Source organism: Pseudomonas shiyinii, assembly GCF_056725765.1.
In genome coordinates this window covers 2,774,743-2,794,989 of the sequence record NZ_CM161522.1, presented here as the reverse complement: position 1 = coordinate 2,794,989, position 20,247 = coordinate 2,774,743, and the positions used below count along the sequence as shown (strand labels likewise).

At 63.2% G+C, this 20,247-nt stretch carries 19 protein-coding genes; 14 read left to right on the top strand and 5 right to left on the bottom strand.

Annotated elements, in window-relative coordinates; genetic code table 11:
- Positions 1-48 precede the first annotated feature (48 nt).
- Genes ACXHGZ_RS12620 through ACXHGZ_RS12600 form a run of 5 tightly spaced genes read left to right on the top strand, consistent with a single transcriptional unit; the run spans position 49 to position 5,425 of the window.
- Positions 49-642: a paraquat-inducible protein A gene (locus tag ACXHGZ_RS12620; protein ID WP_480460136.1), complete on the top strand. Its 594-nt coding sequence runs from the start codon at positions 49-51 to the stop codon at positions 640-642.
- Positions 639-1,265, top strand: a complete 627-nt coding sequence (locus tag ACXHGZ_RS12615; RefSeq protein WP_480460135.1) for a paraquat-inducible protein A — start codon at positions 639-641, stop codon at positions 1,263-1,265. Before ACXHGZ_RS12620 ends, ACXHGZ_RS12615 begins: the two co-directional genes overlap by 4 nt.
- On the top strand, positions 1,265-2,905 hold the full coding sequence (locus tag ACXHGZ_RS12610; RefSeq protein WP_480460134.1) for a PqiB family protein: 1,641 nt from the start codon (positions 1,265-1,267) through the stop codon (positions 2,903-2,905). Before ACXHGZ_RS12615 ends, ACXHGZ_RS12610 begins: the two co-directional genes overlap by 1 nt.
- 18 nt (positions 2,906-2,923) lie before the next feature.
- Positions 2,924-3,478, top strand: coding sequence for a PqiC family protein (locus ACXHGZ_RS12605; protein ID WP_480460133.1), 555 nt, complete (start codon positions 2,924-2,926; stop codon positions 3,476-3,478).
- Positions 3,479-3,514: 36 nt separating this feature from the next.
- Positions 3,515-5,425: a diguanylate cyclase domain-containing protein gene (locus ACXHGZ_RS12600; protein ID WP_480460132.1), complete on the top strand. Its 1,911-nt coding sequence runs from the start codon at positions 3,515-3,517 to the stop codon at positions 5,423-5,425.
- 70 nt (positions 5,426-5,495) lie between these two features.
- Here ACXHGZ_RS12600 and ACXHGZ_RS12595 read toward each other — a convergent pair whose 3' ends face one another.
- The gene (locus tag ACXHGZ_RS12595; protein WP_084858882.1) at positions 5,496-5,900 is read right to left on the bottom strand and encodes a MerR family transcriptional regulator; all 405 of its coding nucleotides are present in this window, start codon (positions 5,898-5,900) and stop codon (positions 5,496-5,498) included.
- 73 nt (positions 5,901-5,973) lie between these two features.
- Here ACXHGZ_RS12595 and ACXHGZ_RS12590 point away from each other — a divergent pair, with 73 nt between their 5' ends.
- The 4 genes from ACXHGZ_RS12590 (at position 5,974) to tcuB (ending at position 10,973) form a co-directional block, all read left to right on the top strand.
- Complete coding sequence (locus tag ACXHGZ_RS12590; protein WP_480460131.1) at positions 5,974-7,029, top strand: SDR family oxidoreductase; 1,056 nt, start codon at positions 5,974-5,976, stop codon at positions 7,027-7,029.
- 258 nt (positions 7,030-7,287) lie between these two features.
- Positions 7,288-8,208, top strand: a complete 921-nt coding sequence (locus tag ACXHGZ_RS12585) for a LysR substrate-binding domain-containing protein (protein WP_480460130.1) — start codon at positions 7,288-7,290, stop codon at positions 8,206-8,208.
- Between the two features lie 148 nt (positions 8,209-8,356).
- Complete coding sequence (gene tcuA, locus ACXHGZ_RS12580; RefSeq protein ID WP_480460129.1) at positions 8,357-9,811, top strand: FAD-dependent tricarballylate dehydrogenase TcuA; 1,455 nt, start codon at positions 8,357-8,359, stop codon at positions 9,809-9,811.
- On the top strand, positions 9,792-10,973 hold the full coding sequence (gene tcuB, locus ACXHGZ_RS12575; RefSeq protein ID WP_480460128.1) for a tricarballylate utilization 4Fe-4S protein TcuB: 1,182 nt from the start codon (positions 9,792-9,794) through the stop codon (positions 10,971-10,973). Before tcuA ends, tcuB begins: the two co-directional genes overlap by 20 nt.
- A gap of 48 nt (positions 10,974-11,021) precedes the next feature.
- Here tcuB and ACXHGZ_RS12570 read toward each other — a convergent pair whose 3' ends face one another.
- The gene (locus ACXHGZ_RS12570) at positions 11,022-11,915 is read right to left on the bottom strand and encodes a LysR family transcriptional regulator (RefSeq protein ID WP_084858877.1); all 894 of its coding nucleotides are present in this window, start codon (positions 11,913-11,915) and stop codon (positions 11,022-11,024) included.
- Between the two features lie 147 nt (positions 11,916-12,062).
- Here ACXHGZ_RS12570 and ACXHGZ_RS12565 point away from each other — a divergent pair, with 147 nt between their 5' ends.
- The 5 genes from ACXHGZ_RS12565 to ACXHGZ_RS12545 all read left to right on the top strand — a co-directional run bounded on the left by ACXHGZ_RS12565 (position 12,063) and on the right by ACXHGZ_RS12545 (position 18,028).
- Positions 12,063-13,142 (top strand): 4-oxalomesaconate tautomerase, encoded by a 1,080-nt coding sequence (locus tag ACXHGZ_RS12565; RefSeq protein WP_480460127.1) that lies wholly within the window; start codon positions 12,063-12,065, stop codon positions 13,140-13,142.
- A 63-nt stretch (positions 13,143-13,205) separates the two neighbouring features.
- On the top strand, positions 13,206-14,519 hold the full coding sequence (locus ACXHGZ_RS12560) for a dicarboxylate/amino acid:cation symporter (RefSeq protein WP_480460126.1): 1,314 nt from the start codon (positions 13,206-13,208) through the stop codon (positions 14,517-14,519).
- Between the two features lie 122 nt (positions 14,520-14,641).
- Positions 14,642-15,946 (top strand): CitMHS family transporter, encoded by a 1,305-nt coding sequence (locus ACXHGZ_RS12555; RefSeq protein WP_084858874.1) that lies wholly within the window; start codon positions 14,642-14,644, stop codon positions 15,944-15,946.
- Positions 15,947-16,005: 59 nt separating this feature from the next.
- Positions 16,006-17,259 carry an OprD family porin gene (locus ACXHGZ_RS12550; RefSeq protein WP_480460125.1) on the top strand — a complete coding sequence of 418 codons (1,254 nt, stop codon included), beginning with the start codon at positions 16,006-16,008 and terminating at the stop codon, positions 17,257-17,259.
- A 133-nt stretch (positions 17,260-17,392) separates the two neighbouring features.
- Entirely contained in the window at positions 17,393-18,028 is a 636-nt protein-coding gene (locus ACXHGZ_RS12545) for a LysE family translocator (RefSeq protein ID WP_480460124.1), read from the top strand.
- Positions 18,029-18,088: 60 nt separating this feature from the next.
- Here ACXHGZ_RS12545 and gstA read toward each other — a convergent pair whose 3' ends face one another.
- From gstA to ACXHGZ_RS12530, 3 genes are all read right to left on the bottom strand, one after another.
- Positions 18,089-18,694 (bottom strand): glutathione transferase GstA, encoded by a 606-nt coding sequence (gstA, locus tag ACXHGZ_RS12540; RefSeq protein ID WP_480460123.1) that lies wholly within the window; start codon positions 18,692-18,694, stop codon positions 18,089-18,091.
- Between the two features lie 284 nt (positions 18,695-18,978).
- On the bottom strand, positions 18,979-19,437 hold the full coding sequence (locus ACXHGZ_RS12535) for a GNAT family N-acetyltransferase (protein ID WP_480460122.1): 459 nt from the start codon (positions 19,435-19,437) through the stop codon (positions 18,979-18,981).
- A 231-nt stretch (positions 19,438-19,668) separates the two neighbouring features.
- Positions 19,669-20,229, bottom strand: coding sequence for a dihydrofolate reductase family protein (locus tag ACXHGZ_RS12530; protein WP_480460121.1), 561 nt, complete (start codon positions 20,227-20,229; stop codon positions 19,669-19,671).
- Positions 20,230-20,247 lie beyond the last annotated feature (18 nt).

Here is a 20,247-nt window from a genome sequence, read left to right as displayed (position 1 = left end):
GCAATCCTTGGCTAGCCTTGCAAGCGAGCACCACGAGCGATGGAGAGGATGGTGAAGCAGGACGTGATCATCTGTGAATACTGCGACGCGGTGTACCAGCGCAATGCACTGGGCAAGCACCAACGGGCAGTGTGCCTGCGCTGCGCCGGCGTGCTCGACCGGCACACCGCCCTGAGCGTGCAGCAACGCCTGGCCCTGGGGGTGACTGGCGCGATCCTGCTGGCCTTCGCCAACCTCTACCCGGTGATGACCATCAGCATGCAAGGCCTGAGCAACAGCGCCACGCTGTGGGACTCGGTGCTGATCCTCAGCCATGGCACCATCACCTTCATCGCCCTGGTGGTGGCGCTGGCGGTGATCCTCGCCCCGACGTTGCAGGTCGGTTTGTTGATCTGGGTGCTCGTCTTTGCCGTGGCGGGCAGGCGTGCGCCGGCATTCGCCTTGTGCATGCGCGGCCTGGAGGCATTGCGACCTTGGAGCATGCTGGAAGTGTGCCTGTTGGGGGCCCTGGTGGCGGTGATCAAGCTGGCCGGCCTGCTGGACGTGATCCCGGGCATCGGCCTGCTGGCGATGGCGGCGCTCAGCGTGTTGCTGATCGCTATCGCCGGCCGCGACATCCGTGACCTGTGGAGGCTGGTATGAGCCGGCCGCCGCGGGCATCCGAGCTGGGCCTGTGCCTGTGCCATGGCTGCGGTCATGCCTGCGACCTCGGCCTGCGCCTGCACCATTGCGAGCGCTGCGGCGCGCCGTTGCATGCGCGCAAGACCCAGGCCGTCACCCGGGCCTGGGCCTACCTGCTGACAGCCCTGGTGTTCTACGTGCCGGCCAACCTGTTGCCGGTGATGCATACCGAGATGCTGGGGCAGGGCAGCGACAGCACCATCGGCGGTGGCGTGCTGGAGTTCTGGGAAAGCGGGGCTTGGGACATTGCCCTGATCATCTTCATCGCCAGCATCGGCGTACCGGCGATCAAGTTCATCGCCATGCTGATGCTGCTGGTCACTGTGCAGCGCCACAGCGCCTGGGCGTGTCGGCAGCGTACCAAGCTGTATCGTTTCGTGGAGCTGATCGGCTACTGGTCGATGCTCGATGTGCTGGTGGTGGCGTTGGTCGCGGCGCTGGTGCAGATGCGCGAGCTAGGCACCATCGAGCCGCGTGCCGGCATCCTGTTCTTCGGCTTGGTGGTGGTATTCACCATGCTTTCGGCCATGAGTTTCGACCCGCGACTGATCTGGGACAATGCTTCACACACGGAGGACTCCTGATGGAGCAAGGCAGCGAACGGCAGCCCACGGCGGGGCCGGCAGATATCCATACCCGGCGCTGGAATGTCTCGTTGGTATGGATCGTGCCGATCATCGCGCTGTTGATCGGCGCGTCCCTGGTCGTGCGCAGCTGGATGCAGGAGGGGCCGGTGATCACCCTGTCCTTCAAGACCGGCGAAGGCCTGGTGGCACACAAGACGCCGGTCAAGTACCGCAGCGTGGTGATCGGCGAAGTGACCTCGGTCGAGCTGGCCAAGGACAAGAAGAGCGTGGTCGCCAAGGTGCAGCTGTCCAAGGAGGCCGAGTCGTTCGCCACCGAGGGCGCGCAGTTCTGGGTGGTCAGACCGCGCATCGGTGCTGGCGGCGTCACGGGGGTCGATACCTTGTTGTCGGGCAACTTCATCGGCGCCGACGCTGGCCAGTCGACCAAGCCGGCCAAGGTGTTCACTGGGCTCGAGTCGCCGCCGCCGATCACCTACGGCGAGAAGGGCAAGCGCTTCACCCTCCATGCCAAGGACCTGGGGTCGCTCGATATCGGCTCGTCGATCTACTACCGCAAGATCCCGGTGGGGCAGGTGATCTCCTACGCCTTGCAGCCGGACGGCAAAGGGGTGGACATCGGCATCTTCATCCAGGCCCCCAACGATGCCTTCGTCACCCGCAATACGCGATTCTGGAATGCCAGCGGCATCGATGTGGACCTGGGCGCCAATGGCCTCAAGGTCAACACCGAGTCCTTGTCGTCGATTCTGGTCGGTGGCCTGGTGTTCGGTGAGCCAGAGTCGGCCGGCCAGGCCGAGCCGGCCCAGGATCAGCAGGCGTTCGAGCTGTATGCCGACCGCGATACCGCGCTGGCCCCGCCGACCGGCAAGCAGCAGTTTCTACGTTTGCGTTTCGACCAGTCCATGCGTGGCCTGGCGGTGGGCGCCCCGGTGGAGTTCATGGGCGTGGAGTTCGGCAGGGTCACGGCGGTGGAGCTGGACTACGACGAGCAGAAGCAGAGCTTCCCGGTGATGGTCGATGCAGTGGTCTACCCGCAGCGGCTGGGGGCGGTCTACCAGAAAATGTTCAAAGGGCTCAAGCGTCCACCGGGCGACGAGGAGGCGGGCAATCACCTGATCGGCAGCTTCGTCGAGCATGGCCTGCGGGCACAGGCGCGTACGGGCAACCTGCTGACCGGGCAGCTGTATGTGTCCCTGGACTTCTATGCCGACGCGCCCAAGGTCACGTTCGATGCCTCGCAACGCCCGCTGCGGATCCCCACCGTGCCCGGCAGCCTGGACAAGCTGCAGGAGCAGTTGCAGCGGGTGATCGCACGCCTGGGCGAGCTGCCGATCGAGAGCATCGCCGGCAACCTGGATGCCAGCCTGCGGGAGCTGCAGGCCAGCCTCAAGCAGTTCAACAGCCAGACCCTGCCAGGCATCAGCCGTACCCTGGAAGAGGTGCGCAGCACGCTCAAGAGTGCGGACTCGGCATTCGCGCAAGGGTCGCCGCAACGCGAAAAGATGAGCGACACCCTCAACGAACTGGAACGCATGTCACGTTCGCTGCGCGACTTGTCCGACTACCTCGGCCGGCATCCCGAGTCGCTGATCCGCGGACGCCCCAAAGCCATCGACGCCACCCGACTGCGGAACTGAACCAAGGAGTGACCTGACATGCGCAAGATGCCAAAGCTGTTGTGGACCTTGATGGCCATCGCACTGCAGGGGTGCAGCAGCGCGCCGATCAACTACCACACCCTGGTGCCTGCCCAGCCGGCGGCACGCCCGGCTGGCGTGAACATCGAGATCGAGAAGGTGCTGATGCCACCGCAGGTCGATCGCGCCCAGATGGTGGTGCGCCAGGGCGACAGCGGGTTGGCGATCCTGGAGACCGAATGGTGGGGCGCCAACCTCGTCGACGAGTTCCGCAACGCTCTGGAGGACCAGTTGGGCGCGCCGACCGGCGCCTCACCTCGAACAGCGTTGCGCGTGGAGGTGCAGCGCTTCGATTCGGTGCCCGGGCGCTATGCCCTGCTGGACGCGACCTGGCGACTGAGGCCTGCGGGTACGAACACCGGGCTGACCTGTCACAGCACGCTGCAGGCACCGGCCGATGCCACGATCAGTGGCCTGGTCGCGGCCCACCAGGCCAACCTGAGGCAGCTGGCTGCGACGATCGCGCAAACGAGCCGGGCAGGTACGACACACTGCCCGGCGTCGGCTCGCTAGCGGCAGGCGCTTGCAGGTACTGGGCAGGAGCCACCGATGACGCTACGCAAAAGATTGTTCTGGCTGTTCGGGCCTCCGCTGGCCGTGGCGCTGCTGGTGGTCTACCTGCTGGCCCATGGCTTGATCCTGAACCGCCTGGACCGTGAGGACGACACCCTGCTGGTGGCCGAGGCGGAACAGGTGCGGGCGTTGTTGGACAATCTGTTCGAGCGCGACCGTGATCGGCTGCAGAACTTCGTCTCCTCGCTGGCGCCTGCCGCGACGGATATCCTGCCGGTGACGCCGCGGCTGTTGAGCCGCATGAACTTCGACTTCCTGGTCCACCTCGATGGGCAGGGCAAGGTGAGCGCGGCCCAGTGGCAGGCCCTGGAACCCTCTGCCATCGCGACCTTGGAAGGCGTGCCGCAGCCTGGCGTGCAAGCTCTGCACGACGACGTGCTGCGGTTGGTCCAGCACCTGGAACGGGCGGGCAACACCCGGCACTACACGGGCCAGCTGGTGGCCGTGCAGGGCGCGGCGATGATCCTGGTGGCGGTGGACATCGGCCAGTTGCAGCCCGGCGCGAGCGGTGCCCTGTTCGCCGGGCATTTCCTGAGCAGCACGCGCACCCTGGACCTGGAGCGCAAGCTCAACGGCAAGCTGCGCTTGCGCCCGCCTCCGGCGAGCCCTGCGCAAAGCGCGTTGTTCGAAGGCCATGAACAGATCACCATCAGCCCCCGCCAGGTCGTGGACGATAACCGCCAGCGCATCTTCCTGCAGTTCAGCAACAGCCTGGACGAGCCGCAACTGATGCTCGAGCTGCCTCGCGAGCGGCATCTATATGTGGAGGGGCGCCAGCAGATCGACCTGTTCCTCGGGGTGATCACCCTGGTTGTGGTGCTGGCCTGGTTGCTGGTCTACCTGGGGCTGGATGTGGTCCTGCTGCGGCGGGTCTCGAGGATGCACCAGGAGTTCCTGGCCATCGGACCAGAGTCGGCCGGCCGGCGCCTGAGCGACCGGGGGGCGGACGAGCTGGGGGCGCTCAGCCGTGAAGCCAACCGCATGCTCGACCGCCTGGAGCAGAGCGAAGCGCGGGACCGGGCGATTCTGCAGGCCATGCAGGAAGGCTATTTCGAGCTGGACAGCGCCGGGCTGCTGTTGACCGTCAACCCGGCATTCTCCAGGCGCCTGGGGCTGCCGGGCGAATCACTGGTCGGCCGCCCGGCCAGCGACTGGCTGGAGGGCTGCGATGAAACCCGGTTGCGCGAAGTGTTCGGTGCCCACCGGGCCCTGGGCGCGCCGGTGCTGGCGGGGCGCATGCACCGCGCCGATGGCAGCCAGGGGCACTACGAGACGCACCTGTCGCAGATCATCGACGCCCAGGACCAGCTGCGTGGCTACCGGGGCATCCTGCATGACATCAGCGACCACGTCGAATACCAGAACCAGCTGTTCGACATGGCGTACCGGGACGCCTTGACGGGGCTGGGCAACCGCAAGGCCTTCTACGAACACCTCGAGCGCTGCGTGGCTGCGAGCACAGGGCCGCTGGCACTGCTGTTCATCGACCTGGACCGCTTCAAGCAGGTGAACGACACCTTCGGCCATGACATTGGCGACAGCCTGCTGGTGCAGATGGCCAACCGCCTGCGCGAGGGCGTGCGCAAGCCTGATCGCGCCTACCGCCTGGGCGGGGACGAGTTCACTTTGATCCTGCCCGGTACCCACGCCGACGAAGCCCAGCGTCTGGCCATGCGCCTGTTGAGGGCACTGGGCGAGCCGGTGCAGGTGGGGCAGCAAACCATCGACTTCGTCACCCCCAGCATCGGCATCGCGCTGTACCCTCAGCATGCGGGCGACCTCGACGGCCTGGTCAAGGCTGCCGACCAGGCGATGTACGAGGCCAAGCAGCAACGCAACCAGGTGTGCCTGTTCAGTGCGCAAGACACGCCGATCGATGGGCGGTGAAGGCGATGATGAGGGCCCCGTAGTCGCCAGAAACCCGTTGGAGACGGCATAGCACACGCTGTTCTGGAGCCTAGGGTGGCGAAGCATGCCCAGGGACGGAAGGCTGGGGAATCGTCTGCCCATTGGCAATGGCACTGGCCTCGAGCTTCGCACGCTCCGCTTCAAGAAAAACATACGTGGCTTGCAGGGTGGCTATCTTCGTTTGAATGTCGGCCATCTTGCTGGCGACCAGGGCCGCGCCTTGCGCGCAATTGATCGTGTTACCCCGTTTGGCCGTGAGGATCTCGCCAATTTCGGCGAGTGAAAACCCAGCGCCCTGGGCACGCTGGATGAACACCAGGTCGACAACGGTCTGCTCGCTGTAGTTGCGGTAGTTGTTGGCCTGCCGATGGGCCACGATCAGCCCGAGCTGCTCGTAGTAGCGCAATGCGTGGCGACCGAGACCACTGCGGCGCTCCAGCTCTCCAATGTTCACGGAAAAAACGCCTTGACTGTAGAGTGAGCTCTATACCTTAGCCTGCGCCCATCATCCAGACAAGGAACCGAGCATGAGCGTGGAATGCTTCGTCACAGGCGGCAGTGGGTTCGTGGGGCAACATCTGCTGGCCCGTCTTACTGCGACAGGGCACAAGGCCTGGGTGCTGATGCGCAACCCTGGGAATATCGAGCGCCTCAGAGAGCAGGTAGGCCGCTTGGGCGGCAACCCTGCGCGTCTCCAGGCCGTTGAGGGCGATATCGGCAGGGAAGGGTTGGGGCTCAGCGAGGCGGACCATCAGCGCGTGTCTTCAGCCTCTGTGGCCTTCCATCTCGCCGCGGAGTTCTCCTGGGGCCTGACCATGGAGCGCGCCCGCGCAATCAATGTGCAAGGGGCGTTGAGGGTCGCCAGGCTTGCGGCGAGCCAGCGCATGCGATTGCTGATGGTCGGCGGCTTCATGCTGCAGAATCTGCCTTACCTTGCCCGCATCGGAATCGATAGCGAGCACCCTGAAAACACCGATTGGCCTGCAGTCTACGGCCGTGTGGGTGGCTACGAAGGCAGCAAGTTCGAGTCCCATTTCGAGGTTATCCGTTATATGCAGGCCGCGGGTGCGGATTACACGATCGTGCACCCCGCCACGGTATGCGGCCACAGCGAGAGTGGGCACATCGTGGAAGGGCAACCGCTGGCCGAACTCATCCGGAACCTGGCACAAGGCCGGTTCAAGGCGGTTCCCGGTTCCGCCAGGCACTGGTTGCCATTGGTCAGCGTCGATTACCTGGTGGCGATGATCACCTGCGTGGCGTTCGACCCTTCGATGGCCAACCGGCAGGTCCTGGCGCTCCATGAGCACACGCCGAACCTGAAGGAGATGCTCGAGCAGATGGCAGGCACGCTCGGGGTCAAGGCGCCTCGGCGCCATGTGCCGACGGGGGTACTCAGGTGGCTGTTGGCGATTCCCGGGCTGGCGGCGCGGCTGGCAGTCAGCGCCGAGTCGTTGAACTTCATCCAGACGCAGCGCTTCGACATGCGTCATAGCGAGCAACTGGAACGACAATATCGATTGGCACACCCCGATATGGCCCGAGCGTTGGAAAAGACGGTGCGCTACGTCATGGGCACTTGATCCATCGAGGCAACCCAGGCGATCTTCGATGATTCCCTGAGGGCAGATCGGCTAATGTCAGTCAGTTAAGCTTATCGGCTGCACTTGGGGCTGCTACGCAGCCCATCGCCGGCAAGCCGGCTCCCACAAGTAGCGCGTGAGCTTCGAGGACAGCACTGTCCCTGTGGGAGCCGGCTTGCCGGCGATGGGCGTGCAGTGCCCTGGGTCCTTAACTGACAGGCATTAGCAGATCGGCCCCTATCGCTGAAAGAGACTTGTATGGAGCTACGTCAACTTCGCTATTTCCTGAGTGTATTGGAGCACGGCAGCCTTGGCAGGGCTGCGCTCGAGCTTGGGGTCGGCGCCTCTGCATTGAGCCAGCAACTGTCGAAGCTGGAGAGCGAAGTGAGCACTCGGCTGCTGACCCGTTCCAGTACCGGCGTATCGCCGACGGCGGCGGGCCTGGCTTTCGAGTACCACGCGCGCCTGGCTCTTCGCCAGGCGGAGCATGCGGTCCTGGCGGCGCAAAGCGGTCGCATGAGCGGGTATGCCAGCGTTGGGCTGGCGCCTACCACCGCATCGATCCTTGGCCTGGCGTTGATCGACAGGATGCGTGAACGCTACCCGGACATCCGTCTGCACCTGGTGGAAATGCTGTCGGGTTACCTGATGAACCAACTCAACACCAGGCACCTTGACCTGGCGGTGCTGTTCCAGGCGGAGACGGGGCCGCGGCTGGATGTTCGTCCGCTTCTTAACGAGCGGCTGTTCGTGCTGGTCCCGGCCCCGCTGGTCCAGGGCGATTGGGGTGAGGCCCTTACCCTGGGGCAGATCGCGACGTTGCCGCTGGTGATGCCCAGCACGCAGCACGGTTTGCGCTCGACATTGCGCTCGATCTTCGAGCGGGCGGGGCTGGAGGCCCGCATCGTGATGGAGGTCGATGGCTTGTCGCTGTTGATGGATTGCGTCTGTGCAGGCCATGCCGCCACCATCCAGCCCGGTGCGACGGTGGCCAGGGCGCACCAGGCGGGCTTGCGCGTGTTTGCCATCGATCAGGCCCAGGCGCAGCGTCGCAATGTGATCGTCAGCCTGACCGAGGACGAACTTTCGCCGGCGGCGTTGGCGACCCGGATCGTGCTGCAGGATGTCGCTCGCGACCTGGTGGAGCAAGGCCGATGGCCGGGAGCCCGGTTGCTTTGAAGCTGGCCTGTGGTATCTCCAGGGTCGCGCTTTAGAAAAACTGAATGCCTCCCCCCGGCAATCGCGTTTCGCCCCCTTTGCCCGCTCATTAGAGTCCGTGGTCACGAGGAGCACCCGAACATTCGACTCCTCATGACCTGGAGGCGAAATGATCGATGTGCTAGTCATCGGAGGGGGCAATGCCGCTCTCTGTGCCGCGCTGATGGCGCGGGAGGCTGGGGCCAGCGTGATGCTGCTCGAAGCAGCCCCTCGCGCTTGGCGAGGCGGAAACTCCCAACACACCCGCAACCTGCGCTGCATGCATGACGCGCCGCAGGACGTGCTGGTCGGGTCCTACCCGGAAGAAGAGTTCTGGCAGGACCTGCTCAAGGTCACCGGTGGCCAGACCGACGAAACGCTCGCACGCCTGGTGATACGGGCGTCCTCGACCTGTCGCGGGTGGATGCGCCGCCATGGCGTGCACTTCCAGCCATCGTTGTCCGGCGCGCTGCACACTGCACGGACCAATGCCTTCTTCATGGGCGGTGGCAAGGCACTGGTCAATGCCTACTTTCGCAGCGCCGAGAACCTGGGTGTACAGGTACGCTACGACACCCCGGTTGCCGATATCGAACTGCAGGACGGACGCTTCGTTGCAGCACAGGTGCCGGCGCGGGAGGTTCGTGGGCAGCCATTGCCCGCCGAACGTATCGAGGCGCGCAGCTGCGTGCTCGCCGCCGGTGGTTTCGAGTCCAACCGCCAGTGGCTGCGCGAGGCCTGGGGGCAGAACGCGCGAGGGGAGTGGCCTTCGGACAATTTCCTGATCCGCGGTACGCGATTCAATGACGGGGTTCTGTTGCGCCGCATGATCGAACAGGGCGCCGACACGATCGGCGACCCGACCCAGGCGCACATGGTGGCGATCGACGCCCGTGCGCCGTTGTACGACGGCGGCATCTGCACGCGCATCGATTGTGTGTCGCTGGGCGTGGTGGTCAACCGCGACGGGCAGCGCTTCTATGACGAAGGCGAGGATTTCTGGCCCAAGCGCTACGCCATCTGGGGGCGTCTTGTGGCCCATCAGCCCGGGCAGGTGGGGTTCTCGATCATCGACCAGAAAGCCCTCGGTCGCTTCATGCCCCCGGTCTTCCCTGGCGCCACCGCCGACTCCCTGGAAGCGCTGGCCGGCCTGCTCGGCCTGCCCGTGCAGGCCTTCGTCGAGACCGTACGTGCCTACAACCGGGCCTGCCAGGTCGGCACCTTCGACCACACCCGGCTGGACGATTGCCATACCGTGGGCCTGGAGCCTGTGAAAAGCCATTGGGCGCAGCCGATCGATACGCCGCCTTACTACGGCTACCCACTGCGCCCTGGCGTGACCTTCACCTACCTGGGGCTGCGTACCGATGAAACCGCCGCTGTGCATTTCGGTGGCCGGCCCAGCCCGAACCTGTTCGTCGCTGGCGAGATGATGGCGGGCAATGTACTGGGCAAGGGCTACACCGCAGGTGTCGGCATGTCCATCGGCACCGCCTTCGGCCGCATCGCCGGCACCCGCGCTGCAGCGGTTGCAGGGCACGCATATCCAAAAGAAGAGAATCGCCATGACCGCGCAACTGCCTGACCCTCGCCAGCCTGCTCCCGCCCAGCCGGCCCTCGATCTGATTCCGGTGCTGAACCTGGAGGAGCAGGAAGTGGACCGGCAAATGCGCATCTGCAATGCCTGCCGTTATTGCGAGGGCTTCTGCGCCGTGTTCCCGGCGATGACCCGCAGGCTGCAGTTCGGCAAAGCCGATATCCATTACCTGGCCAACCTGTGCCACAACTGCGGCGCCTGCCTGCATGCCTGCCAGTATGCCCAACCTCACGCGTTCGCCGTCAACGTGCCCCAGGCGATGGCCAAGGTGCGCGGGCAGACCTATGCCGAGTATGCCTGGCCGAGCCCGTTCGGGCGCTTGTATCGGCGCAACGGCGTCTATGTCGCCAGTGCGCTGGCAGTGGCCTTGTCGCTGTTCCTGCTGCTGGCCTTGTTGGTCAACGGCACGCTGCTGCCTGGGCGGTTGGCAGGGAATTTCTATGCGGTCTTCCCGCACAACACCCTGGCGCTGATGTTCGGCAGCGTCTTCGCCGTAGCAACGTTGGCGCTGAGCGTGGCGGTGCGTCGTTTCTGGCGCTCGGTGTCGCCCGCCAACATGCAGGCGCAACCGGCCAAGGGGGCGGTGTTCGAGGCGTCACATGCCGCTCTGACGCTCAAGTACCTGGACGGCGGGCATGGCCAGGGCTGCAACAACGCCGACGATCGCTACACCCTCTGGCGTCGACGCTTCCATCACTTCACCTTCTATGGCTTTCTGTTGTGCTTCGCCGCGACGGTGGTCGCCACCGGGTATCACTACCTGCTGGGCTACCCGGCACCGTACCCGTTGCTGAGCGCACCGGTGCTGCTCGGAACCTTGGGCGGTGTTGGCCTGATCGTCGGGCCGGCCGGGCTGTTGCTGCTGAACCTGCGCAGGGCGCCGGAGCAGGGCGATGGTGCCCAGCGGCCCATGGACCGCGCGTTCATCCTGTTTCTGCTGTTGGTCAGTGCCACGGGCCTTGCGCTGCTGGGCCTGCGCGATACCGCCGCGATGGCGATCCTGCTGGCGATACACCTGGGCACGGTCATGGCGCTGTTCATCACGCTGCCCTACGGCAAGTTCGCCCATGGCCTGTTCCGCAGCGCGGCACTGCTCAAGTTCGCGATCGAGAAGCGCCGGCCCAATGACTTGGGTCTGGGAGGGAAGTGAGCTATGAATGCAGCTGGTTTCTCCCCTGTACCGTCCTGCGCGTTTCGTTCACCGGTTGGGCCATTTGTCCAACAGGATCGACACGAACTTCTCTGCCGCCGGCGACAGCGATGCCCCGCGTCGGTAGACCAGCCCCAGGGTGCGGGTGACCTGGGGTTCGATCAGCGGCACGCTGACCAGCGTCGGGTGGTCGGCGCTGGGCATGGCCAGGCTGGGCATTGCCGATACGCCCAGCCCAGCCTCGACCATGCCCAGTGAGGTGGACAGGTGCTGGACCTCATAGAACCACTTGGGCCGCAGGTTGAGCCCGGCCAGGGCATGGTCCAGCAGCATCCGGTTACCGCTCAGGCGACCCACGCCGATCAGGCGGTAGTCGGCCAGCTCGGTCCAAGTGACGGCCTCGCGGTTCGCCAGCTTGTGGTCACGACGGCAGGCCAGGACGAAATGCTCCTGCACCAGCGAGACGAACTCGATGTCAGGGTGCTGGCCGCTCATCATGTTGATGCCGAAATCGGCCTCGCCCCGCAGCACGGCCTCGAGCCCGTCGTTGGCACTGAGATCCAGAAGGCGGATGCGGATCTTGGGGTATTGCTCGTTGTAGTCGCGGATCACCGACGGCAGGAAATAGAACGCTGCAGTCGGGATGCAGGCCAGGGTGACCTGGCCGGTCTGTCGTTCGGCGAGCTCGCGAATGCTCAGGATCGAGTCTTCGAAGTCATCCAGCAGGCGCCTGGCCTTGGGCAGAAAGTCACGGCCGACGCTGGTCAGGCTGACGCGACGGGTCGTGCGCTCGAGCAGCGACGTACCCAACCCTTCTTCTAGCTTCTTGATCCGCCGGCTCAAGGCTGGCTGGGATAGGTGCAGCGCTTCTGCGGCCTCATGAAAGCTGCCGAGTTCGGCGATTTTCACGAAAGATCGTATGTCTTGTAGCTCATATTCCATCTCGAATCACTCTTTGACCCTGGTCGTCGATTGATTAACCAATCGCAATAATACCTACGATATTTGCATTGGATTGATTTATTCATCCCTGTCAGTCTTGTGTCTACAACATCAATGATCGTTATTGATCAACAAGAGTGCGAAATCATGCAACGAATTCCTTGCGTACTCATGCGCGGTGGCACCTCAAAAGGGCCTTTTTTCCACGCCTGGGATCTTCCTTCCAATGTGGTCGAACGCGACGAATTGCTGATCAACCTGATGGGGTCCGGGCATGAACTGGAAATCGACGGCATCGGCGGCGGTAGCCCGCAGACCAGCAAGGTGGCGATCATCAGCCCCTCGCTGCATGCCGACGCCGACGTCGACTACCTGTTCGTGCAGGTCATGGTCGCCCAACGCCGTGTCGATACCGCGCCCAACTGCGGCAACATGCTCTGCGCCGTAGGCCCCTTCGCTATCGAGCAAGGGTTGGTCAAGGCCCAGGATGGCAAGACCTTGGTACGCATCCGCAACCTCAACACCAACACCTTCGTCAATTCGCTGGTGGAAACACCCGGCGGCATCGTGCGCTACGAAGGCCGTACTGCAATCGACGGTGTTCCAGGCACCGCCGCCCCGGTGCACCTGACCTTCCTCGACGCGGTGGGCAGCAAGACCGGCAAGCTGTTCCCCACGGGCCGGGCCCAGGATGTGATCGACGGTGTGCCGGTGACCTGCATCGACATGGCCATGCCGATGATGATCGTCGAGGCCAGCCAGCTGGGCGTGACCGGTTCCGAGACCCCGGCACAGCTGGATGCCGACACGCGCTTGCTGAAGCGCCTGGAGGCCTTGCGCCTGAAGGCCGGCAAAGCCATGGGGCTGGGTGATGTCAGCGGCATGGTGATTCCCAAGCCGGTGCTGGTTTCTCCAGCTCGTCATGACGGCACGCTGCAGGTGCGCTACTTCATGCCTCACAATTGCCACCGCGCCTTGGCCATCACCGGTGCGATCGGCCTGGCAACGGCCTGCGTCAGCCCAGGCACGGTGATCATGGACATGCTGGGAGAACACGCGCAGCACCTGGAGGAAGTCCGCCTGGAGCACCCGAGTGGTGGCATCGACGTGGCGCTTTCGCGCAGCGGTGCCGATGGCAAGACGCTCCAGGCCTCTGTGGTACGAACCGCCCGCCGGCTGTTTTCAGGCTTCGTCTACGCCCCGACCATGCGCAGGCGGGCGGGGTAGGCAGGGCCTGCAGCACACCGGCACCTCGCACATCCGCACAATTTCAACAATGGGTGATGCCTCATGAAACTCGCGAAGTCACTGTATTTCCAGATCCTCTGCGCCGTCCTGCTGGGCGTGGTGGTCGGTCACTTCTGGGCGCAACAGGCCGTTGCGCTCAAGCCGCTGGGTGACGCGTTCATCAAGCTGATCAAGATGATGATCGCCCCGGTCGTCTTCTGCACCATCGTGACCGGCATCGCCGGCATGACCGACAAGCGCACGCTGGGTCGGTTGATGAGCAAGACCTTGCTGTTGTTCCTGGGGTTGACGATCGTCAGCCTGGTCATCGGCCTGGCAGCGGTGTACCTGTTCCGTCCGGGCGTTGGCATGAACATCGACCCGGCCACCCTCAGCACCGAGGGGCTCGGCCAGTACGCTGCCTCCGCGGCCAAGCTCAGCGTGGTCGACTTCTTCATGCACATCATCCCCGACACGTTCATCGGTGCGTTCAACAAGGGGGAAGTGTTGCCGGTACTGTTCATTGCAGTGCTCAGCGGTTTTGCCCTGTCGTCGATGGGCGAGAAAGGCAAGCCGGTACTCGACGTACTCGAGTCTACCTCGACCATGGTGTTCCGCATCTTCGGCTACCTGATGCGCTTTGCCCCGGTCGGTGCCTTTGGTGCGCTGGCCTTTACCGTCGGGCAGTACGGTGTGACCTCCCTCGGGGCATTGGCCAAGCTGGTGGGGACGCTGTACATCGCCTGCGCGTTCTTCGTACTGGTGGTGCTCGGCGGCATCTGCCGTGCCCATGGCTTCAGCCTGTGGAAGCTGCTGCGCTATTTCCGCGAGGAGTTTCTGGTGGTGCTCGGCACCTCGTCCACCGAGCCCGTGCTGCCGCGCATGCTGGAAAAACTGGAAAAGCTTGGCTGCAAGAAAGGTGTGGTCGGGCTGGTGCTGCCAACCGGCTATTCGTTCAACCTCGACGGTACCGCCATCTACCTGTCGTTGGCGGCGGTGTTCATCGCTCAGGCCTGCAACATCGACCTGAGCCTCGGCCAGACGGTGACGATGCTGGCGATCATGCTGCTGTCGTCCAAAGGCGCTGCGGGCGTGACCGGCAGTGGTTTCGTGGCGTTGGCCTCGACCTTGACGGTCATCCATGACATCCCGTTGGCGGGGCTTGCCTTGTTGATCGGCATCGATCGCTTCATGTCCGAGGCACGTGCCCTGACCAGCCTGGCCAGCAACGCCGTGGCCACCGTAGTCATTTCACTGTCGGAGAACGCCTGTGAACGGGAAACCTTGCTACGCCGCCTGAACCGCACCCCGGCTGCACCGGCTGAGGCGGGCACTGTGCAGGCCGATTGGTCTGCCGAGCCTCGGCATCACAGCTGAGAGCCTCTTCCACCTCCCATCGTTGACTTAGAATCCCGCCCGACATCCCGGCGATGTCGAGTGGGGTAGGGGGCCGTCTGCCTTGCCGATGGCCGCAAAGAATAAAAACAAGAGAGAAGACCATGCTTGCACTCCTGGGCCTGATGATGGTGGTGACCTTCACCTACCTGATCATGAGTAAACGCCTGTCGCCGATCGTTGCGCTCACCGTGGTACCCATCGTCTTCGCGGTGATCGGTGGTTTTGCCCCCGAGTTGGGCAAGATGATGCTCGATGGCTTGAAGATGGTGGCGCCTTCGGCGGCCCTGTTGCTGTTCGCCATTCTGTTCTTCGGCCTGATGATCGATGCCGGGCTGTTCGACCCGCTGATCCGCAAGATCCTCAAGCGCGTCAATGGTGACCCGATCAAGATCGCCATCGGCACAGCGCTGCTGTCGCTGCTGGTGGCGCTCGACGGTGACGGTACCACCACCTACATGATCACCTGCGCCGCGATGCTGCCGCTGTACAAGCGCATTGGCATGAACCCGATGATCCTGGCCACGGTGTCGATGCTGTCGCTGAGCATCATGAGCGGTATGAGTCCCTGGGGCGGGCCGGCCACCCGGGCCATTGCCGCGCTCGGGCTGGACGCGACCGAGTACTTCATCCCGATGCTGCCCACCGTGATCGGCGGTGCGGCGTGGGTGGTGTTCACCGCCTACCTGCTGGGCCGCGCCGAGCGTCGGCGCATCGGCAACATCGCCCTGGAGTCCGGTGGCGGCAATTGCTACATCAAGGAAATCCTCGGCGACAACCCGCACAAGCGCCCACGGCTGGCGTACGTGAACCTGGTGCTGGTGATCGCCGTCATGACGGCCTTGGTGATGGGCGTGATGCATTCCGCGCTGCTGTTCATGATCGGTTTCGTCGCGGCACTGATGATCAACTACCCGCAGCTGGACCTGCAGAAGGAGCGCATCCTCGCCCACTCGGGCAACGCCATGACCGTGGTGCTGCTGGTGTTCGCCGCAGGCATCTTCGCCGGGATCTTCTCCGGCACCAAGATGGTCGATGCCCTGGCGCAGACCCTGGTCGACTGGATCCCCGAGGCATGGAGCCACTGGTTCCCGCTGGTGGTGGCGCTGACCAGCATGCCGCTGACCTTCGTGCTGTCCAACGATGCCTACTACTTCGGCGTGGTGCCGATCCTTGCCAACGCCGCCGCGGCCTATGGCATCGACCCGGTGGAAATCGCCCGCGCGTCGGTGCTGGGGCAGCCGGTGCACCTGATGAGCCCATTGGTGGCCTCGACCTTGTTGCTGGTCGGTATGGTCGATCGCGATATCGGCGACTTCCAGAAGGCCACCGTCAAATGGGCGGTACTCACCTCGCTGGTGATCACGGCACTGGCGTTGCTCACGGGGGCGCTGTCCTTCTTCGTCTGAGTCGCATCGGGCGCAGCCGGCGCCCACTTCCACCCAATAACAACAACAGAGTACCGAACATGTCCCGAGCTGTTTTCCGTGGGGCCACTTGTGGCCTGCTCTGCGGCTGGCTGCCTGTGGCCGGCGCTGTCGGATTCATCGACGACAGCAAGCTCAAGCTGCAGCTGCGCAATGTCTATTTCAACGAAAACTTTCGCGACGAGCAGGGTATGAGCGCCCGCGCTGCCGCGACTGCCAAGAGCGAGCGGGTGGAGTGGGCGCAGGGTTTTCTGCTCGACTACCAGTCAGGCTTCACCCAGGGGCCGCTGGGCCTGGGGCTCGATGCCCTGGGGCTGGTGGGGGTCCGGCTCGATTCGGGCCGAAGCCGCAGCGGTACCGGCCTGCTGCCGGTTCACGACGATGGCCGCGCCGCGGATGAGTTCGCCAGTGCCGGCGTGACGGCCAAGGCGCGCCTGGGGCAGACCATGGTCAAGCATGGCACCTTGCTGCCCAAGACACCGGTGCTGGTCTACAACGATGCGCGGCTGCTGCCACAGACCTATCAAGGCACACAACTGACCAGCACCGATATCGAGGGCCTGACCCTGACCGCCGGCCACCTGGAGCGCTTCAAGCAGCGCGACTCCTCCGATAGCACCGGCCTCTACCTGGATGGCTATGGCGGCAGCGAGTCTGGCGATTTCAGCTTTGCCGGTGCCGACTACGCCGTCAGCAAGCAGCTGCGCCTGAGCTATTTCCATGGCCAGCTCGAACACTTCTACCGCCAGGACTATGCGGGCCTGGTACACGAACTGCCGTTGGCCGGCGGGGTGTTCACCACCGACCTGCGCTACTTCAAGAGCCGCGACAGCGGAGCCGCCTATGGCGGCCGGATCGACAACGACATGATCAGTGGCCAGGTGGCGTACAGCCACTCGGGGCACACCGTCGGAGCCGGTTACCAGGTGCTCGACGGCGAGGCGGGGCTGCCGTACATCAGTGGGGCGACGGTCTATTCGTTCAGTAACGTCGGCATCGGCAAGTTCATCGAGGAAGAAGAGAAGACCTGGATGGCGAGCTACGCCTACAACTTCGCCGCGGCCGGGATCCCTGGGCTCACCTTCATGACCCGCTACCTTAGCGGCGACAACGGCCGCTCTGCTGACGCCGGGCTCAGCGAATGGGAGCGTGACATGGAGCTTGCCTACGTTGTGCAATCCGGGCCGATGAAGGGCTTGGGCGTGAAACTGCGTAACTACGTCTACCGTTCTGATTTCTCCCGAGGGCGTGACAGCAACCGGATCTACCTGACCTACGACATTGCTTTGTGGTAGATGCGCCGGCATGAGCAGGCGCACCTCGGTATGCCTGCTCGTGTCGGGTGTATGGCGTTTTACCAGCCAATCTGTATCTAACGCCCCGCCCTGAAGCTGCGTACCATCGTCCGCTCCCTCCAGGAGTGACGCCATGCCCGAACTGTCCAATGTGCTTGCCTATGGCCTGGTCTCACTTGGCATGGTGCTGACCCCCGGCCCGAACATGGTCTATCTCATTTCGCGGTCGATCTGCCAGGGGCGCATGGCCGGGCTGGTTTCCCTGGGCGGGGTGGCGTTGGGTTTCGTTGTCTATATGGTGTGCGCCGCATTGGGTATCACCGCCTTGGTCCTGGCGGTCCCCTATGCGTACGACGCCCTGCGCCTCGGTGGCGCGCTGTACCTTCTCTACCTTGCCTGGCAGGCGGTAAAACCCGGAGGCCGCTCGGTGTTCCAGGTGCGTGAGCTGCCCAAGGACAGCCCGCGCAAGCTGTTCATGATGGGCTTTATCACCAACGTGCTGAACCCCAAGATCGCGGTCATGTACTTGTCGCTGCTGCCCCAGTTCATCACGCCTGCCGACAACGGCAGCGTGCTTGCGCAATCCATCGTGCTTGGCGTGACGCAGATCGTCATCAGCGTGAGCGTGAACGCGCTGATCGTCATCATGGCGGGTTCCATCGCGATATTTCTCGCCGGCAGGCCCGTATGGCAGATCGTGCAGCGTTGGCTGATGGGAGCGGTCCTCGCCGGCTTGGCCATGCGCATGGCCGTCGAAGGGCGACGCTGAATCGGGCGAGGGAGGTGGGGCTCAAGCCCGCAAGGGCTGACGGCTTGAGCCCGACGCAGGTCAGACCAGGCCTTCGGCCTGCAATGTCTTATGCACGGCGGGGCGGTTGGCGACCCGTTGCTGGAACTGCGCCACCGTTGGCCAGGGTGAGAGGTCAATCTTCAGCATCGGCGCCCAGTTCACGATGGTGAACAGGTAGGCATCGGCCACGCTGAAGATGTTGCCGGTCAGGTAGTCCTTACCTTGCAAGGCCTGCTCCACGAAGTCCAGGCGTTTACCGAAGGTATCGATGGTTTTGCTCCTGGCCTCCGGGGTAATGCTCGGGTTGAACAAGGCGGCGAGGGTCTTGTGCACCTCGGTGCCGATGAAGTGCAACCATTCCTGTACCCGCGCGCGCTCCAGCGAGCCTGCAGGGGGTAGCAGGTTGGCCTGGGGTTTCTGGTCGGCCAGGTATTGGACGATGGCCGGGCCCTCGGTGAGGACTTCACCGTTGTCCAGTTGCAAGGCTGGAACATAGCCCTTGGGATTGATCGTGTAGTAGTCCGCGCCGTCGGCGGTCGTGTGGCGCTTGAGGTCGACTTTTTCGACGGAGTAGGGCAGGCCCAGTTCGTTGAGTACGATGTGCGGCGAGAGTGAACAGGCACCTGGCGAGTAAAAGAGCTTCATTTCCTTCTCCCATTGTGTGGGTCAGCCGTGGGACGGCTGGCGAGGTGAGGCACTGTGCAGCTCGCTGGTTATGACACCAAAGCGGGATTTCATGCAAGTTGGCTTTTGATTGGGAACGGCAGCTATTGGTCGTTGGGCAGGGCAGGGTGCAGAGTCCGTTTTGGGACGACAAATAACGGTCATGGATGACCGCTTTCGACCCAAAGCGGCCGCTCATGAAAGTTTGGTGGCAATTCGAAGCCTAGGCTCCGCATTCCGTTAAATCTTAGAAGTACCAATATCGTTCATTTACTTAATTTTAGTTCGAGAATGTCATCTCCAGAGTCATCTCTTTCCCCTGTTGGGCTCCACCCCAGATGCCGATAGAATCCATAAGACCTAACATCCGGATCGCTGGAACAAGCCAAGAACACGCGAGGAAGCCCTTGGTTTTTGAGTTGATCCACCATCATCGCAAGCAGCGTTTTGCCGATTCCCAGGCCCTCGTACGATGGAAGAAGGGCTAGAACAACAATCTCGCCGGTATCCCGATCTCCAAAGCAGTAGCCAATCATCCGGCCATCTTCACACGCTACGAAGCCAGGGCAACTGCCGTCTCGGATGCCAGTGCTCCAAGATTCGGTGGTAATGCCTAGCGCATGCAGTTCCTCTGATGAGAATGCATTTTCTCGCGTCAACCCTCGGATTTTGATACACAGGGAGGCGTCATCCGGGTGGGCAGGCCGATAGGTTATATTAGTCATGAATTTATCACTGTATTGACGAATTTATAGTTCAACGGATATGAAATGCCTGCAATAGCTGATATCCAATTCAATCCCAACATTCGTCTAACCGTTTCGTAATGTCAAACGACTCGATGTTTTAAAATGTAATTCCGCTCAGACACTCCCAATGTCCGCTTTGGGTCGACAGCTGACGGACGTGAAATGACAGCTTTCAACCGAAGCTGGCTTTAGGGAACGCGAAACAAGTCAGTGGCGATCCTTCAGTACCCGGTAGGTCAACTCCGCGAACCCACTACCAACCATCGTTGCCGAAAGCAGGGTAAGGCCGGGGCTCAGGAGCCGTCGCGGAAACAGCGGTTTCCCGGCGCCAAGCGTTACGGAGCCGATTTGCACGATGATCTCGTCCAACAATCCGGCGTCATGGAACTGCGCGGCAAGGTCGCCGCCGCCCATGATCCATACATTCCTGCCATTGGCAGCCGCGATCATTTGAGCGTGAGCCGCACGCACGTCGCCGTTGGCAAACGTCACATTGGCACCTTCCATCGTGGGCAACCTGCGGCTGGTAAAGACCCAGGTCGGTTGGGTGTATGGCCACGCCGTGCCTGTTTGTTCGGAGACGGTACCTGCATTGCGCAGGATCCATTCGTAGGTCGACGACCCCATCGCGATCGCGCCTACAGCCTCGATGAAGGATGGGTAGCTGGTCTGGTTGATGTCGCCAAGCGGAAACAGCCATTCCAGTGAATCATCTTCAGTGGCAAGAAAGCCATCGAGGCTGGCTGAGGTGTAGTACTGCGTCTTCAACGTAGCATCCTCCTTGAG

What these genes read in the sequence shown, in the direction of transcription:
- ACXHGZ_RS12620 (WP_480460136.1), top strand. Translation starts at nt 49, where the DNA reads ATGGTGAAGCAGGACGTGATCATCTGTGAATACTGCGACGCGGTGTAC.
- ACXHGZ_RS12605 (WP_480460133.1), top strand. Translation starts at nt 2,924, where the DNA reads ATGCGCAAGATGCCAAAGCTGTTGTGGACCTTGATGGCCATCGCACTG.
- ACXHGZ_RS12535 (WP_480460122.1), bottom strand. Translation starts at nt 19,437, where the DNA reads ATGACTAATATAACCTATCGGCCTGCCCACCCGGATGACGCCTCCCTG.
- ACXHGZ_RS12570 (WP_084858877.1), bottom strand. Translation starts at nt 11,915, where the DNA reads ATGGAATATGAGCTACAAGACATACGATCTTTCGTGAAAATCGCCGAA.
- ACXHGZ_RS12610 (WP_480460134.1), top strand. Translation starts at nt 1,265, where the DNA reads ATGGAGCAAGGCAGCGAACGGCAGCCCACGGCGGGGCCGGCAGATATC.
- ACXHGZ_RS12565 (WP_480460127.1), top strand. Translation starts at nt 12,063, where the DNA reads ATGCAACGAATTCCTTGCGTACTCATGCGCGGTGGCACCTCAAAAGGG.
- gstA (WP_480460123.1), bottom strand. Translation starts at nt 18,694, where the DNA reads ATGAAGCTCTTTTACTCGCCAGGTGCCTGTTCACTCTCGCCGCACATC.
- ACXHGZ_RS12550 (WP_480460125.1), top strand. Translation starts at nt 16,006, where the DNA reads ATGTCCCGAGCTGTTTTCCGTGGGGCCACTTGTGGCCTGCTCTGCGGC.
- tcuA (WP_480460129.1), top strand. Translation starts at nt 8,357, where the DNA reads ATGATCGATGTGCTAGTCATCGGAGGGGGCAATGCCGCTCTCTGTGCC.
- ACXHGZ_RS12555 (WP_084858874.1), top strand. Translation starts at nt 14,642, where the DNA reads ATGCTTGCACTCCTGGGCCTGATGATGGTGGTGACCTTCACCTACCTG.
- ACXHGZ_RS12585 (WP_480460130.1), top strand. Translation starts at nt 7,288, where the DNA reads ATGGAGCTACGTCAACTTCGCTATTTCCTGAGTGTATTGGAGCACGGC.
- ACXHGZ_RS12600 (WP_480460132.1), top strand. Translation starts at nt 3,515, where the DNA reads ATGACGCTACGCAAAAGATTGTTCTGGCTGTTCGGGCCTCCGCTGGCC.
- ACXHGZ_RS12560 (WP_480460126.1), top strand. Translation starts at nt 13,206, where the DNA reads ATGAAACTCGCGAAGTCACTGTATTTCCAGATCCTCTGCGCCGTCCTG.
- ACXHGZ_RS12545 (WP_480460124.1), top strand. Translation starts at nt 17,393, where the DNA reads ATGCCCGAACTGTCCAATGTGCTTGCCTATGGCCTGGTCTCACTTGGC.
- tcuB (WP_480460128.1), top strand. Translation starts at nt 9,792, where the DNA reads ATGACCGCGCAACTGCCTGACCCTCGCCAGCCTGCTCCCGCCCAGCCG.
- ACXHGZ_RS12615 (WP_480460135.1), top strand. Translation starts at nt 639, where the DNA reads ATGAGCCGGCCGCCGCGGGCATCCGAGCTGGGCCTGTGCCTGTGCCAT.
- ACXHGZ_RS12590 (WP_480460131.1), top strand. Translation starts at nt 5,974, where the DNA reads ATGAGCGTGGAATGCTTCGTCACAGGCGGCAGTGGGTTCGTGGGGCAA.